Source organism: Serratia sp. TSA_105.2 (genome assembly GCF_052692115.1).
Window position 1 is genome coordinate 16,988 of record NZ_JBQZFT010000009.1, and the last position, 14,339, is coordinate 31,326.

Sequence of the window (14,339 nt, forward strand, 5' to 3'; positions counted from 1 at the left end):
TGACTTAGAAATGGGAAATCTCAGGTGAAGTTCGTAAAGTATTTACTAATCCTTGCAGTATGTTGCATCGTGCTGGGAGCAGCCTCGATTTTCGGCTTGTACAAATATGTCGAGCCGCAGCTGCCCGACGTCGCAACGCTGAAAGATGTGCGGCTGCAGATACCGATGCAGGTCTACAGCGCCGATGGCGAACTGATCGCCCAATACGGCGAGAAGCGCCGCATTCCGCTGAAACTGGATCAAATTCCGCCGGTGATGGTGCACGCATTCATCGCCACCGAAGACAGCCGCTTCTATGATCACCACGGCGTCGATCCGGTCGGCATCTTCCGTGCCGCCTCCATCGCGTTGGTCTCCGGCCACGCTTCGCAGGGGGCCAGTACCATTACCCAACAGCTGGCGCGTAACTTCTTCTTAAGCCCGGAACGCACCCTGATGCGTAAAATCAAGGAAGCCTTCCTGGCGGTACGCATCGAGCAAATGCTCACCAAGGATGAAATCCTTGAGCTGTATCTGAACAAGATCTATCTGGGTTACCGCGCCTACGGCGTGGGCGCCGCCGCGCAGGTCTATTTCGGCAAAGACGTCAGCCAACTGACCCTGAGCGAGATGGCGACCATCGCCGGCCTGCCGAAAGCGCCGTCTACCTTCAACCCGCTCTATTCGCACGATCGCGCCGTTGCCCGTCGCAACGTGGTGCTGTCGCGCATGCTGGACGAACACTACATCACGCAGGCGCAGTACGATCAGGCGCGTTCCGAAGATCTGGTCGCCAATTACCATGCGCCGGAAATCAGCTTCTCCGCGCCGTATCTCTCCGAGATGGTGCGTCAGGAGATGATCAAGCGCTACGGTGAAAACGCCTATACCGACGGTTACAAGGTTTACACCACCGTCACCAAACGGCTGCAGCTGGCGGCGCAGGAGTCGGTGCGCAACAACGTGCTGGCCTATGACATGCGCCACGGCTACCGCGGCCCGTCCAACGTATTGTGGAAAGTCGGCGAAGCGGCCTGGGATCGCAAACAGATTGTCGATTCGCTGAAAAACCTGCCGAACTACGGCCCGCTGGTACCGGCGGTGATCACCGCCGCCAACCCGCAGGAAGCGACGGCGATGCTGGCCGACGGCAGCAGCATTGCCCTGCCGATGGCGACCATGCGCTGGGCGCGGCCATACCGTTCTGACACTCAGCAAGGCCCAACGCCGAAACGCGTCACCGACGTGGTGCAGGCCGGCCAGCAGGTGTGGGTGCGTAAAGTGAACGAGGCCTGGTGGCTGTCGCAGGTGCCGGACGTCAACTCGGCGCTGGTCTCGATCAACCCGAACGACGGCGCGGTGAAAGCGCTGGTCGGCGGCTTCGATTTCAACCAGAGCAAGTTCAACCGCGTCACGCAGGCTCTGCGCCAGGTCGGATCGAACATCAAACCGTTCCTGTACACCGCCGCGATGGATAAAGGCCTGACGCTGGCCACTATTCTGAACGACTTGCCGATTACCCGTTGGGATGCCGGCGCCGGCACCGATTGGCGGCCGAAGAACTCGCCGCCGACCTACGACGGCCCGATTCGCCTGCGGCAGGGGCTGGGGCAATCGAAGAACGTGGTGATGGTGCGCGCGATGCGCGCGATGGGCGTTGACTACGCGGCGGAATATCTGCAGCGCTTCGGCTTCCCGGCGCAGAATATCGTGCATACCGAATCGCTGGCGCTGGGTTCCGCCTCCTTCACCCCGATGCAGCTGGTGCGCGGCTACGCGGTGCTGGCGAACGGTGGTTACCTGGTCGACCCGTACTTCATCACCAAGATTGAAGACGACAACGGCAATACGGTGTTCGAAGCCAAACCGAAAGTGGTGTGCAGCAGCTGTAACCTGCCGGTGATCTACGGCGACACCCACCGTTCGGCGGTGCTGTCCGACGACAACATCGAAAACGTCGCCACCTCGCAGGAAGGCAACAACAGCACGGTGCCGATGCCGCAGTTGGAGCAGGTCACCCCGGCTCAGGTGCAACAGGACGGCGACCAACAGTTTGCGCCGCACGTCATCAGCACACCGCTGGCCTTCCTGATCCACGACGCGCTGAACAGCAACATCTTCGGCGAACCGGGTTGGATGGGTACCGCCTGGCGCGCAGGGCGCGATCTGAAACGTCATGATATCGGCGGCAAAACCGGTACCACCAACAGTTCCAAGGACGCCTGGTTCTCCGGCTATGGCCCAGATACCGTGACCTCAGTGTGGATCGGTTTCGACGATCACCGCCGCGACCTGGGCCGTTCGACGGTATCCGGCGCCATCCCGGATCAGATTTCCGGCGGCGAAGGCGGTGCCAAGAGCGCCCAGCCGGCGTGGGACGACTTCATGAAGACCGCGCTGGAAGGCATTCCAGAGCAGAAAGTCACGCCGCCGCCGGGCATCATCAGCGTCACCATCGACAAAAGCAGCGGCAAGCTCTCTGGCGGCGGCGGCGGCAGCCGTTCCGAGTACTTCATCGAGGGCACTCAGCCGACGGACTACCCATCGCGCGATACCGGCACCACGTTGACCGATCCGGGCGGTGAAAGCCACGAGCTGTTCTGATCGAAAAGGGCCAGAGAAATCTGGCCCTTTTTTTATTCGGCGCGAAGCGTATCAGCGCGAAGCGCGCAAAAACGCCTCGGAAAGGAACAGCGCGCTGACGTTGCGCGCCTCACGAAAATCCGGCTCCGCCAGCAGCGCCATCATGTTGGCGATCGGCCAGCGCACCTGCGGCAAGGGCTCCGGCTCATCCCCTTCCAGGCTCTGCGGGTAGAGATCGTGCGCCAGCACAATATTCATTTTGCTGGAAAAATAGGATGGCGCCATCGTCAGCTTGCTGAGAAAATCAAAGCGCTTCGCGCCGTATCCCACCTCTTCCATCAGCTCGCGATTGGCCGCCTCCAGCACGCCCTCACCGGGATCGATCAGCCCTTTCGGGAACCCCAGCTCATAGGATTCGGTGCCCACCGCATATTCGCGGATCAGCAGCAGGTCATCGCCAATCACCGGCACGATCATCACCGCTTCGCGATCCGAAGGCCGCATGCGCTCATACACCCGCCGAACCCCGTTGCTGAATTCCAAATCGACCGACTCGACGTTGAACAAACGCGAACGCGCGACCGTTTCCACTTTCAGAATTTTAGGTTTTTGCAGGTGTTTATCCATGATTGCCTCAAAGAGGTTACCCAGGCGTGGACGGGGCAACCGAAATAATGATTGGCGTAACGCACGGCTCGTTGGCGCTCAAACGCTGACCAAATTCGATCCTGATCACATTGTGCGTTAAGGGCAAGCTCCGCCGCAACGAGCATGAACAGTAATTTACTTTCTTTTAACAAGCGTAGCCAGCGGCCGGCGTTTTTCCGTACTGATTCAGCAAACAGCGTGCAAGAAAATAGGATAATACCGATATCGACGGCAGAGGCCGGTTGCTAGTATCACGCAGGCAAGAATCAGTGATAAAATGGCCTTGCGTCATGAAGGAATGAGATCCAGAGCGAGAATCTGTTTGTTCCCTCATTAGTTCTGGGTGCCTCCTGGCGGTTTACTCCGTATAATATTCACCTTTTCATCAGGTTGGCGAAATTCACGGGTGTGAGATGGGGATTGCATGAGCACAATAGTGTTGATATTGGCCTTAGTGCTTGTCTGCCTGATTGCCGCCGGCCTGTACCTATGGTTCAAGGCGCGTAACCCATCGGCGCTGGCGCACGCGTTGCCATTTATCAAGCCTGCCCACCGCAAGCTGACCGACGAAGAGCGCGCCGCGGTCGAGTTCTATCTCAATCAGCAAAACAAGCTGAGCAACAAGCTGTTGCCCGGTGGCGGCGCTACGCTGCCCGCGGCCAAACTGGCGCTCACCCCGCAAAGCGATAACGTTTATCCCGTCACGCACGCCATTACCCGCTACGGGCTGGCCAGCGACGATCCCAATAAATGGCGCTATTATCTCGACGCTGAAGAGGTGCATCTGCCGCCGTTTTGGGAACCCTATATCACCGCCGACAACCATGTGGAAGTGATCAGAACCCAGACGCTGCCGCTGGTGATTTCGCTCAACGGGCACTCGCTGAAAGATCATATTCACGACCGGCCACAGCCGCCGGTGGTGGCCGCCACGCCGACCAAAAACGCGTCCATCCGCAAGGAAGAGAGCGAGCATGTCGAGCTGGTCAATATTCGCAAGGAAACGCCGGAAGAGCATGCGCTGAACCGGCCGAACGGCATCCGTGAAGCCGTCATCATCTCCGCCGCGCTGCTGCTGCTGTTCTTCAGCCTGATAAGCCCGGTGCTGGTGATCCCCTGGATGATTTTCGTGGCGGTGCTGATGATCGCCTGGGGATGCTGGAACCTGTTCCGCCGTCCGGCGTCACGCGAGCTGAAAGAGATCCACTGTCTGCGCGGCACGCCGAAGCGCTGGGGCCTGTTCGGCGAATCCGACCAGGGGCAGATCAGCAACATTTCGCTCGGCATCATCGATCTTATCTACCCGCCGCATTGGCAGCCGTACCTGACGCAGGACCTGGGCAAGACCACCGATGTGGACGTCTACCTCAATCGGCAGGTGGTGCGTCAGGGGCGCTTCCTCTCGCTGCATGACGAAGTGAAAAACTTCCCGCTGCAGCAGTGGGGCCGCAACGCGGTGCTGGTCGCCAGCTCGGCGCTGGTGCTGCTGTTGCTGCTGATCTATATCCCGCTCAACCTGCCGCTGACCCTCAGCATGGCCTGGTTGCAGGGCGCGCAAAAAGTGGAAGTGACCAGCGTGCAAGCACTGGAAGCCACGCCGCTGCGGATCGGCGATACGCTGAAAGTACGCGGCAGCGGCATGTGCTATGTGCCGCCGCCGGCCAACGGTGGCGGCGCCGTCAATTTTGCGCCGTTCGACTGCTCCGGCATTTACTGGAACAACGCCGCCCCGCTGCCGCAGCCGGAATCGGAAGTCATAGACAAAGCGACGGCCCTGCTGGCCACGGTCAACAGCCAGCTGCATCCGAGCGGCGCCGATCAGAAGGTCAACCCGCAGCTGGCCAGCGCCATCGAGAAATCCGGCATGATCCTGTTGGATGACTTCTCTGATATCGTTTTGAAAACACAGGATTTGTGCCAGGCAGAAAACGACTGCGTGCGGTTGAAGAACGCCTTGGTCAACCTAGGCAACGCCAAAAACTGGAGCGGCCTGGTGAAACGCGCCAGGTCCGGCGCGCTGCAAGGCGTCAACGTCCTGCTGCGCCCGGTGAGCGCCGAGTCGCTGGAAAGCCTGACCAAAGTGGCCACGTCATCGTTCATCTTCAATGAAACGCGCCTGGCCGCCGCGGCGCTCAACAGCCCGCCGCCGGGCGGTTTCCTGATCCGCAGTGACGAAGGCCGCCAGTTGGTCAGCCACCCGCAGCCGTCGGTGCCGCAGAGCGAATATAACGCCCTCGACCAGTGGAATGAGCTGCAGCGTCTTTCCACTCTGCTGCTGCATACCCCGTTCCAGGCGCAGGGGGTGATCACCAGCCTCAGCGTCGATGCCAACGGCACCCGCCACGTGGCGCTGCACAGCGAACCGGACATGATCACCCTGTGGCGCTACCTCGGTACCAGCCTGCTGTTGCTGGCGGTGGTCGTCAGCCTGGGCTATAACGCCTGGCGGCTGGTGCAGCGTCGGCGCATCAATCAGCACCGCGTCGCCGATATCCAGCGTTACTACGACAGCTGCTTCAATCCGCAGCTCAATCCGATGTCGATGCGGCCGATGGCCTGAACCTGACGCCGGGGCCTCCGCCCTGTCATCTGCTTATGCTACGCTAACGCTATTATTCTCATCTGCGGACCGCCCGCCGGTCCGCCCGTGGAGTTTTTATGGTTCCCGAGTTTGATTGGCCGCAGATCGATACCGTGCTGCTGGATATGGACGGCACCTTGCTGGATCTGGAGTTCGACAGCCACTTTTGGCTCAGCCTGGTGCCGCAGGCGCTGAGCGAAAGGCGCGCCATTCCGTTCGACGAAGCCCGCAATATCATTGAGCGGGAATATCAGGCGGTGCAGCACACCATGAACTGGTATTGCTTCGATTACTGGAGCGAGCGGTTGGATCTGGATATCTACCGCATGACCAGCGAAGTCGGCAGCCGCGCCCGGCTGCGCGAAGACACCGAACCGTTTTTACAGGCGCTGCGCGACGCCGGTCTGCAAACCATTTTGCTGACCAACGCCCATCCGCACAGCCTGGCGGTGAAAATCGAGCATACCGGCCTCGATCGGCACCTTGATTTATTGTTTTCCACCCACACATTTGGTTATCCGAAAGAAGATCAGCGTCTGTGGCAGGCGGTTCAACAGCACACCGGATTCAATCCGCAGCGCACGCTGTTCGTCGACGACGGCGAGCCGATCCTCGACGCGGCGCGCACTTTCGGCATTCGTTACTGCCTGGGCGTGCAAAACCCGGACTCCAGTACGGCGGAGAAAAGCTTCCAGCGCCATCCGTCGATGCGCGACTATCGCCTGCTGATACCGGCGCTGGCCAAGGGGGAAGCATGAAGGAAAAAGCGACGCGCGACGACGCGGTCCGGCTGGATAAGTGGCTCTGGGCCGCACGCTTCTATAAGACCCGCGCGCTGGCGCGCGAAATGATCGACGGCGGCAAGGTGCATTACAACGGCCAGCGCGGCAAGCCGAGCAAGATTGTCGAACTCAACGCCGAGCTCAAACTGCGGCAGGGCAACGAAGAACGTACGGTGATCGTGCTGGCGCTGACCAGCCAACGCCGCGGCGCCGGCGAGGCGCAGCAAATGTATCAGGAAACCGAAGCCAGCATCGCCAACCGCGAAAAGATGGCGCTGGCGCGCAAGATGAACGCGTTGACCATGCCGCATCCGGACCGTCGTCCGGACAAAAAGGAGCGGCGCGACCTGATGAAATTTAAATTTGGTGAGCCGGAATAACCCCTCACCGCAATGAGAGAAGATTATGTCCAACCATGACCAATTGCACCGTTACCTGTTTGAAAACTACGCGGTGCGCGGCGAGCTGGTTACCGTCAGCGAAACCTATCAGCAGATCCTGAACAACCACGACTACCCGGCGCCGGTACAGAAGCTTCTGGGCGAACTGCTGGTCGCCACCAGTCTGCTGACCGCGACCCTGAAGTTCGACGGCGACATCACCGTGCAGCTGCAAGGCGACGGCCCGCTGAAGCTGGCGGTGATCAACGGCAACAACCGCCAGGAGATGCGCGGCGTTGCACGCACCCAGGCGCCTATCGCCGACGACAGCACCTTGCATCAGATGATCGGCAACGGCGTCATGGTCATCACCATTTCCCCGACGGAAGGCGAGCGCTATCAGGGCGTGGTCGGCCTGGAAGGTGAAACCCTGGCCGAATGCCTGGAAGCCTACTTCCGCCAGTCCGAGCAGTTGCCAACCCGCCTGTTCATCCGCACCGGCGAAGCGGAAGGCAACGCTGCGGCGGCCGGTATGCTGCTGCAGGTGCTGCCGGCGCAGGACGGCCACCTCGATGATTTCGATCATCTGGTGCAACTGACCAACACGGTAAAAAGCGAAGAGCTGTTCGGCCTGCCGGCCAACGAAGTGCTGTACCGCCTGTATCACCAGGAAGAAGTCACCCTGTACGAACCACAGAACGTGCAGTTCCGTTGCACCTGTTCGCGCCAGCGCTGCGCCGACGCGCTGCTGACCCTGCCGACCGACGAAGTGGCGGACATGCTGGAGCAGGACGGCAATATCGACATGCACTGCGACTACTGTGGCAGCCACTATGTCTTTGACCCGGTTGATGTTGCCGCGTTGTATGCGGGTAACACCGGCGAAAGCGACCAGTTGCACTAAGTTACACCTCTTCGGCGGGCGCGCCCGGCGCCCGCCAACGCCCGCCGTTTGCACGTTTGCTTTTTTCCGTGTGCTATCTCTCAGATCGTAACGAAATACCGCCTAAAACGTTAAATATTTGATACCCATCGCGGTTACGCACCGTTAGATCCCTACAATTGCCGCCAGAAATTCTGTGACCAAGGAGTAGTAACATGCGCGTTAAAGGTATAACCCCTCAGGATCTGGCCGCTTACGGCATTCACGACGTTAGCGAAATCGTTCACAACCCGAGCTATGAACTGCTGTTTAAGGAAGAAACAGACCCATCTCTGGAAGGTTTTGAGCGTGGGGTAGTCACCAAGCTGGGTGCCGTCTCCGTCGATACCGGCATCTTTACCGGCCGCTCGCCGAAAGACAAATACATCGTCCGCGACGACATCACCCGCGATACCGTGTGGTGGGCCGATCAGGGCAAAGGCAAAAACGACAACAAACCCCTCAGCCCGGAAGTGTGGGCCGATCTGAAACACCTGGTCACCGAACAACTGTCCGGCAAGCGCCTGTTCGTGGTGGATACCTTCTGCGGCGCCAACGCCGACTCGCGCCTGAAAGTGCGCTTCATCACCGAGGTGGCCTGGCAGGCGCACTTCGTGAAAAACATGTTCATCCGCCCAAGCGACGAAGAGCTGGCTGACTTCGAGCCGGACTTCGTGGTGATGAACGGCGCCAAATGCACCAATCCGAACTGGCAACAGCAAGGCCTGAACTCGGAGAACTTCGTCGCCTTCAACCTGACCGAGCGCATGCAGCTGATCGGCGGCACCTGGTACGGCGGCGAAATGAAGAAAGGCATGTTCTCGATGATGAACTACCTGCTGCCGCTGAAAGGCATCGCCTCGATGCACTGCTCGGCCAACGTGGGCGAGAAAGGCGACGTGGCGGTGTTCTTCGGCCTGTCAGGTACCGGCAAGACCACCCTCTCCACCGATCCTAAGCGTCAGCTGATCGGCGATGACGAGCACGGCTGGGACGACGACGGCGTGTTCAACTTCGAAGGCGGCTGCTACGCCAAGACCATCAAGCTGTCTGAAGAAGCCGAGCCGGACATCTACCACGCCATCAAACGCGACGCGCTGCTGGAAAACGTCACCGTGCTGGCCGACGGCAGCATCGACTTCAACGACGGTTCGAAAACCGAGAACACCCGCGTTTCTTATCCGATCTATCATATCCAGAACATCGTCAAGCCGGTGTCCAAGGCGGGTCACGCCACCAAGGTGATCTTCCTGACCGCCGATGCCTTCGGCGTGCTGCCGCCGGTATCGCGTCTGACCGCCAACCAGACTCAGTACCACTTCCTGTCCGGCTTCACCGCCAAGCTGGCCGGCACCGAGCGCGGCGTAACCGAACCGACGCCAACCTTCTCCGCCTGCTTCGGCGCCGCATTCCTGTCGCTGCACCCGACGCAGTACGCCGAAGTGCTGGTGAAACGCATGCAGGCCGCCGGCGCCCAGGCTTATCTGGTCAACACGGGCTGGAACGGTACCGGCAAGCGCATCTCGATCAAAGATACGCGCGGCATCATCGACGCCATCCTGAGCGGTGAAATCGACAAGGCGGAAACCGTCACCCTGCCGATCTTCGATCTGGCGATGCCGACCGCGCTGCCGGGCGTAAACCCGGAGATCCTCGATCCGCGCAATACCTACGCCAGCCTCGAGCAGTGGCAGGAAAAAGCGCAGGATCTGGCCGAGCGCTTCATCACCAACTTCGACAAATACACCGACACGCCTGCGGGCGCCGCGCTGGTCAGCGCCGGCCCTAAGCTGTAATTCGGTAGCGTTACCTCTTCAGCTAAGGCGCGGATCTCGCGCCTTTTTTTATTTTTATCGATTGCTTTTTAACCAGTAAGGCGAGAAAATAAGTCAATGCAATCATTGATAGCAAAGGAGGTTTCAATGGCTACTATCACCGTCAGAAATCTGGACGACGAAATCAAAGAGCTGCTGCGTATTTCAGCGGCGAAAAACGGCCATTCCATGGAAGAGGAAGCGCGCATGATCCTGAAACAGGCGCTGGTGAAAAAGCCGCCGCGCTATGGATTGGGCACCTGGATGCATCAGCACTTCGCCGAATTCGGCGGCGTCGAGCTGGAGATCCCACCGCGTGACGCAGTGCCACCACGCATCGTCACCTTTGATGATGAAGATGACAACGCATGATTATTCTCGACACCAACGTCATTTCAGAAACGCTGCGCCCCAGTCCGTACTACAACGTCATTAACTGGTTAAATGAAAAGGACAATGACGAGCTCTATCTGAGCGCCATTGTCCTGGCCGAACTGTTCAGCGGCGTCGCCTGCATGCCTGACGACAAGCGCCAGCGGGATCTCAAGCTCAAATTGGCGGACGCGATTGAATTGAAGTTCGAGGGGCAGATATTGCCGTTTGATGGGCTGTGCGCGATGCAATACGCGGAATTGACGGCAAGGAATCGGCTTCTGGGTAAAGCGATGAGCGTGCCGGATGCCCAAATCGCCGCCACCTGCCTGCATTACGGCGCGGCCCTGGCCACCCGCAATACCAAAGACTTCCTCCACTGCGGCATCGAGTTAATCGATCCGTGGCAGGCACCGACCGGCCGTCGGTTGCATGAGGATGCGGCGGAATACTACGTGATGAGCAGGAAGTCCTGACGGGGCCGCAACGACGCGGCCCGCGCCAAGAGCGTCAGGCGTTTTCTCTGGCGGTTTGATGGCCGTTGGCCGACTCTTTTTTCTCCATCGGCAACGGAATATACGCGCGGATCAATAGCCCGCCGCGCTCGCTGGTGCCGATATCCAGCTCGCCGTCGTGCGCGTCGATAATACGCTGCACTATAGCCAGCCCCAGACCGGTGCCGCTGGTGCTGCGCGCGCTGTCACCGCGTACGAACGGCTGCAACAGGTGCTTCAATTCTTCCGGCTTGATGCCCGGGCCGTCATCCTCCACCTGGAACCAGCCGCGCTGCAGCTCGCGGCCGCTGCTGACCTTGATCCAGCCGTTGCCGTAACGCGCCGCGTTCACCACCATGTTCACCGCCGCCCGCTTAATCGACAGCGGGTGCACGTTCATCATCAGCTCACCTGGCGACAGCGCGGTTTCAATCACCCGCTCATAGCCGCTCTCCGCCGCGACCACCTCGCCCAAAATGGCGTTCAGATCGCTGCTTTCGGTCGGCATCTCCTGCCCGGTGCGCAGATAATCGATGAACTGCTCGATGATGGCGTTGCACTCTTCGATGTCTTTATTGATCGACTCGGCCAGATAGCCGTCTTCGGCGCTCATCATCTCCGTCGCCAGCCGGATGCGCGTCAACGGCGTGCGCAGGTCATGGCTGACCCCGGCCATCAGCAAGGTGCGGTCATCCGCCAGCTGCTTGACGCCCGACGCCATCTGATTGAATGCGCGAGTCACCGATCGCACTTCGGAAGCGCCATACTCGCGCAGAGGCGGCGGAATGATGCCCTTGCCCACCTGCAGCGCCGCATGTTCCAGCTCCACCAGCGGGCGGTTTTGAATGCGGATAAATAGCCAGGCGCCGCCGATCGCCAGCAGCATGATCGCCAGCGTATAGCGGAACAGCGGAGAGAAGTCGCCCTGGTGGATTTCCGTCAGCGGCACACGCACCCAGATATCGGGCTGCAGCCAGGTTTTCAGCCACACCACCGGGGAATTCTTGTTCACCTCCACCCGCACATCGGTCGGCCCGCCGAGCTGCTGCGCCATCTGCTGGCTGAGGAACTGGTAGTGCTGCGCCCAGCGCAGGCCGCTCTCCTCCGCCGCCGAGTTGGTATAGAGAGAGATGCCCAGTTCGCGGTAGATCTCACGGCGGAATGCCGGCGGTACTTCCAGCAGCGTGCCGTCCTCCAGCTGCAGCCGATCGGTCATCAGCATACGCACTTCGTACGCCAATACCTTGTTGAACTGCTGCAGGCTGGGCAGGATGGCGAAGTTCAGCACCACCAGATAGGTCGTCACCAGGCTGACGAACAGCAAGGTGACGATCAACAACAGGGTTCGGGCAAACGAGCTACGCGGTGAAAAGCGCAATCGCCTCATGCCTTGCTGCCGTCCGGGACGAACACGTAGCCGAGACCCCAAACGGTCTGGATATAACGCGGATGCGCCGGATCTTCTTCAACCATGCGGCGCAGGCGAGAAATCTGCACGTCGATCGAGCGCTCCATGGCGCTGTATTCGCGGCCACGCGCCAGGTTCATCAGCTTATCGCGCGACAGCGGTTCACGCGGGTGGCTGACCAGCGCCTTCAGGACCGCGAACTCGCCGCTGGTCAACGGCATCGGTTCGTCTTCGCGGAACATCTCGCGGGTGCCGAGGTTCAGTTTGAATTTCCCGAACGCGATCACCGCCTCTTCCTGCGAAGGCGCGCCCGGCAGTTCGTTAGCCTGGCGGCGCAGCACCGCACGGATGCGAGCCAACAGCTCACGCGGGTTGAACGGTTTAGGAATGTAGTCGTCGGCGCCGATTTCCAGCCCCACGATGCGATCGACCTCTTCGCCTTTGGCGGTAACCATAATGATTGGCATCGGGTTGCTCTGGCTGCGCAGGCGGCGGCAGATGGACAGCCCATCTTCGCCCGGCAACATCAGATCGAGCACCATCAGATGGAAGGATTCACGGGTCAGCAAGCGATCCATTTGCTCAGCGTTGGCAACGCTGCGAACCTGGAAGCCCTGCTCGGTTAAATAACGTTCTAAAAGCGCGCGCAGGCGCATGTCATCATCGACAACCAGGATCTTATGATTCTCTTGCATGGTATTACTCCCAAAGGCTTTATTGCCTGACTCGAATATTGTTAGAAAACCTTGCCATTTGAGACAGCGTTTAATGGTATGTATTCTAGACGAAATTGTTACAAAGCTTATTCTTTTCCCCATTTATCAACAATTTTCATCGAATGTCGACGGGGGTTCGTCAAAATTTCGCCCTTTATCGGCGCAATGTGGGGCGGCGGCCCAATTTTACGCAATTTCGCCACCGGCGAACCGCACGGTGGCGTTTTGGCGGCGAGTCAGGAAGTCTGCAGGAAACGCGCCAGCTGCCGACGTAGCTGCCGGTTTTCTTGCTGCAGCGCATCAACTCGGTCGAGCAGCGTCAGCGCCATGGCGATCCCCGGCCAATCCAGATCCAGCTCGGCCCGCAGCCTGCGCGCACGCTGCAGATGGCTCAGCGCCAGGTAATCGAACTCCCAGCTCGGCTGCGCCGGCTCCAGCGGCACGATCACGCCCAGGCCGACGATCTCGACCAGCTCATCCTCTGAAATCTCCACCCGTTGGCACAGTTCCACCACGGTGAATGTGATCTCTTTTTTCATCATGTGCTTTACTCCCATTCCGCGCGCGGGTTGAACGCCGCCTGTTCAGCCAGTTCACGCCACAGGGCGCTGGCCTTCTCGTTCGGCTTCGGCGGCATCACTACCTTGAGAATGACATACAGATCGCCGGGCTCTTTCTTGCCTGCCAGCCCCTTGCCCTTGACCCGCAGCCGTTTGCCGCTTTGGCTGCCGGCCGGCACGGTCAGCGCGATTTTGCCGGTCAGCGTCGGCACCTCGATGCTGGCCCCCAGCGCCGCTTCCCACGGGGCGAGCGGCGCCACGATGCTCAGGTTGTGGCCGTCAATCTCGAACAGCGGATGCGGCGCGAGGCGGATGACCAGATACAGGTCGCCGTTCTGGCCGCCGCCCACGCCGGCAACGCCCTGCCCCTTGAGGCGAATGCGCTCGCCGTCGCCCACGCCGGCCGGGATTTTCACGTTCAGCGTTTTGCTGGCTTCGCTCACCTGCCGCCCCAGCTCGTCATACACCGGCAGCTTGTAAGAGATCTCGCGGCTTTGGCCATGCAGCGTTTCCTCGAGGAACAGCGGCACCTCCATCTCGAGATCCTGGCCGCGGAAGCCATGTCCGCCGTGCGAGTGCGAAGCGGAGCGATGCCCGCCCGCCGCCCGGCCGCCGAACATGCTTTCGAAGAAATCGGAGAAGTCTTGCGCGTCGGCGCCGCCGCCGTGCCATGAAGCGCTCTGCTGATAGCCGCCGTGATCGCCGCGCGCCTGGCGACCAAAGTTCGGATCGTTGCGGTGCAGCCGGATCTGATCGTACTCGGCGCGGCGCTCTTCGTCCTTCAGCACCTCATAGGCTTCGGCCAACTCCTTGAATTTGCTCTCGGCGTCGTCTTCAGTGCTCACGTCAGGGTGATATTTACGCGCCAGCCGGCGGTAGGCCGTTTTGATGGTTTTCAGATCGGCGTTGGGCTCAACGCCCATCGTTGCGTAGTAATCTTTAAATTCCATGCGGTAATACCTTCAATGTGTTGGGTTGTGCGCCAAAATTCCTTGTCTCTCTCGCCAGATATCCTCCTTTCGTCACATTCCTTTTCCGCTATCGCTAAGCATACTCCCGATTGTTAAAAGCTGCGCAAACTGAATAAAAACCGTGCGACA

Annotated in this window: 13 protein-coding genes; 8 read left to right on the forward strand and 5 right to left on the reverse strand. The window is 59.8% G+C overall.

Annotation, left to right across the window (positions count from 1 at the left end; all coding sequences use genetic code 11):
- The first annotated feature begins 24 nt into the window (after nucleotides 1-24).
- Nucleotides 25-2,583 carry a peptidoglycan glycosyltransferase/peptidoglycan DD-transpeptidase MrcA gene (gene mrcA / locus ACUTSC_RS20610; protein ID WP_197768528.1) on the forward strand — a complete coding sequence of 853 codons (2,559 nt, stop codon included), beginning with the start codon at nucleotides 25-27 and terminating at the stop codon, nucleotides 2,581-2,583.
- A gap of 51 nt (nucleotides 2,584-2,634) precedes the next feature.
- On the opposite strand, the gene nudE is transcribed toward mrcA, so the two are convergent.
- Complete coding sequence (gene nudE, locus ACUTSC_RS20615) at nucleotides 2,635-3,189, reverse strand: ADP compounds hydrolase NudE (RefSeq protein ID WP_015379304.1); 555 nt, start codon at nucleotides 3,187-3,189, stop codon at nucleotides 2,635-2,637.
- A 445-nt stretch (nucleotides 3,190-3,634) separates the two neighbouring features.
- Between nudE and ACUTSC_RS20620 the strand changes: the two genes are divergently transcribed.
- The 7 genes from ACUTSC_RS20620 to ACUTSC_RS20650 all read left to right on the forward strand — a co-directional run bounded on the left by ACUTSC_RS20620 (nucleotide 3,635) and on the right by ACUTSC_RS20650 (nucleotide 10,537).
- Complete coding sequence (locus ACUTSC_RS20620; protein WP_443003482.1) at nucleotides 3,635-5,770, forward strand: intracellular growth attenuator family protein; 2,136 nt, start codon at nucleotides 3,635-3,637, stop codon at nucleotides 5,768-5,770.
- A 98-nt stretch (nucleotides 5,771-5,868) separates the two neighbouring features.
- Nucleotides 5,869-6,549, forward strand: a complete 681-nt coding sequence (gene yrfG, locus ACUTSC_RS20625; protein WP_197768530.1) for a GMP/IMP nucleotidase — start codon at nucleotides 5,869-5,871, stop codon at nucleotides 6,547-6,549.
- Nucleotides 6,546-6,953, forward strand: coding sequence for a ribosome-associated heat shock protein Hsp15 (gene hslR, locus ACUTSC_RS20630; protein WP_015379306.1), 408 nt, complete (start codon nucleotides 6,546-6,548; stop codon nucleotides 6,951-6,953). Before yrfG ends, hslR begins: the two co-directional genes overlap by 4 nt.
- Before the next feature lie 25 nt (nucleotides 6,954-6,978).
- Nucleotides 6,979-7,857, forward strand: coding sequence for an Hsp33 family molecular chaperone HslO (gene hslO, locus ACUTSC_RS20635; RefSeq protein WP_063991700.1), 879 nt, complete (start codon nucleotides 6,979-6,981; stop codon nucleotides 7,855-7,857).
- Between the two features lie 194 nt (nucleotides 7,858-8,051).
- Entirely contained in the window at nucleotides 8,052-9,671 is a 1,620-nt protein-coding gene (gene pckA / locus ACUTSC_RS20640) for a phosphoenolpyruvate carboxykinase (ATP) (protein WP_015379308.1), read from the forward strand.
- 126 nt (nucleotides 9,672-9,797) lie between these two features.
- Nucleotides 9,798-10,061 carry a FitA-like ribbon-helix-helix domain-containing protein gene (locus ACUTSC_RS20645; RefSeq protein ID WP_004930730.1) on the forward strand — a complete coding sequence of 88 codons (264 nt, stop codon included), beginning with the start codon at nucleotides 9,798-9,800 and terminating at the stop codon, nucleotides 10,059-10,061.
- Complete coding sequence (locus ACUTSC_RS20650; protein ID WP_197768531.1) at nucleotides 10,058-10,537, forward strand: type II toxin-antitoxin system VapC family toxin; 480 nt, start codon at nucleotides 10,058-10,060, stop codon at nucleotides 10,535-10,537. The genes ACUTSC_RS20645 and ACUTSC_RS20650 overlap by 4 nt, the downstream gene beginning before the upstream one ends.
- A gap of 34 nt (nucleotides 10,538-10,571) precedes the next feature.
- On the opposite strand, the gene envZ is transcribed toward ACUTSC_RS20650, so the two are convergent.
- The 4 genes from envZ to cbpA all read right to left on the reverse strand — a co-directional run bounded on the left by envZ (nucleotide 10,572) and on the right by cbpA (nucleotide 14,189).
- Nucleotides 10,572-11,942 (reverse strand): two-component system sensor histidine kinase EnvZ, encoded by a 1,371-nt coding sequence (gene envZ, locus ACUTSC_RS20655; protein ID WP_038881686.1) that lies wholly within the window; start codon nucleotides 11,940-11,942, stop codon nucleotides 10,572-10,574.
- Nucleotides 11,939-12,658 (reverse strand): osmolarity response regulator transcription factor OmpR, encoded by a 720-nt coding sequence (ompR, locus tag ACUTSC_RS20660; RefSeq protein WP_004709363.1) that lies wholly within the window; start codon nucleotides 12,656-12,658, stop codon nucleotides 11,939-11,941. Before ompR ends, envZ begins: the two co-directional genes overlap by 4 nt.
- 257 nt (nucleotides 12,659-12,915) lie before the next feature.
- Entirely contained in the window at nucleotides 12,916-13,221 is a 306-nt protein-coding gene (locus tag ACUTSC_RS20665) for a chaperone modulator CbpM (protein ID WP_197768532.1), read from the reverse strand.
- A gap of 5 nt (nucleotides 13,222-13,226) precedes the next feature.
- On the reverse strand, nucleotides 13,227-14,189 hold the full coding sequence (gene cbpA / locus ACUTSC_RS20670) for a curved DNA-binding protein (protein WP_197768533.1): 963 nt from the start codon (nucleotides 14,187-14,189) through the stop codon (nucleotides 13,227-13,229).
- Nucleotides 14,190-14,339 lie beyond the last annotated feature (150 nt).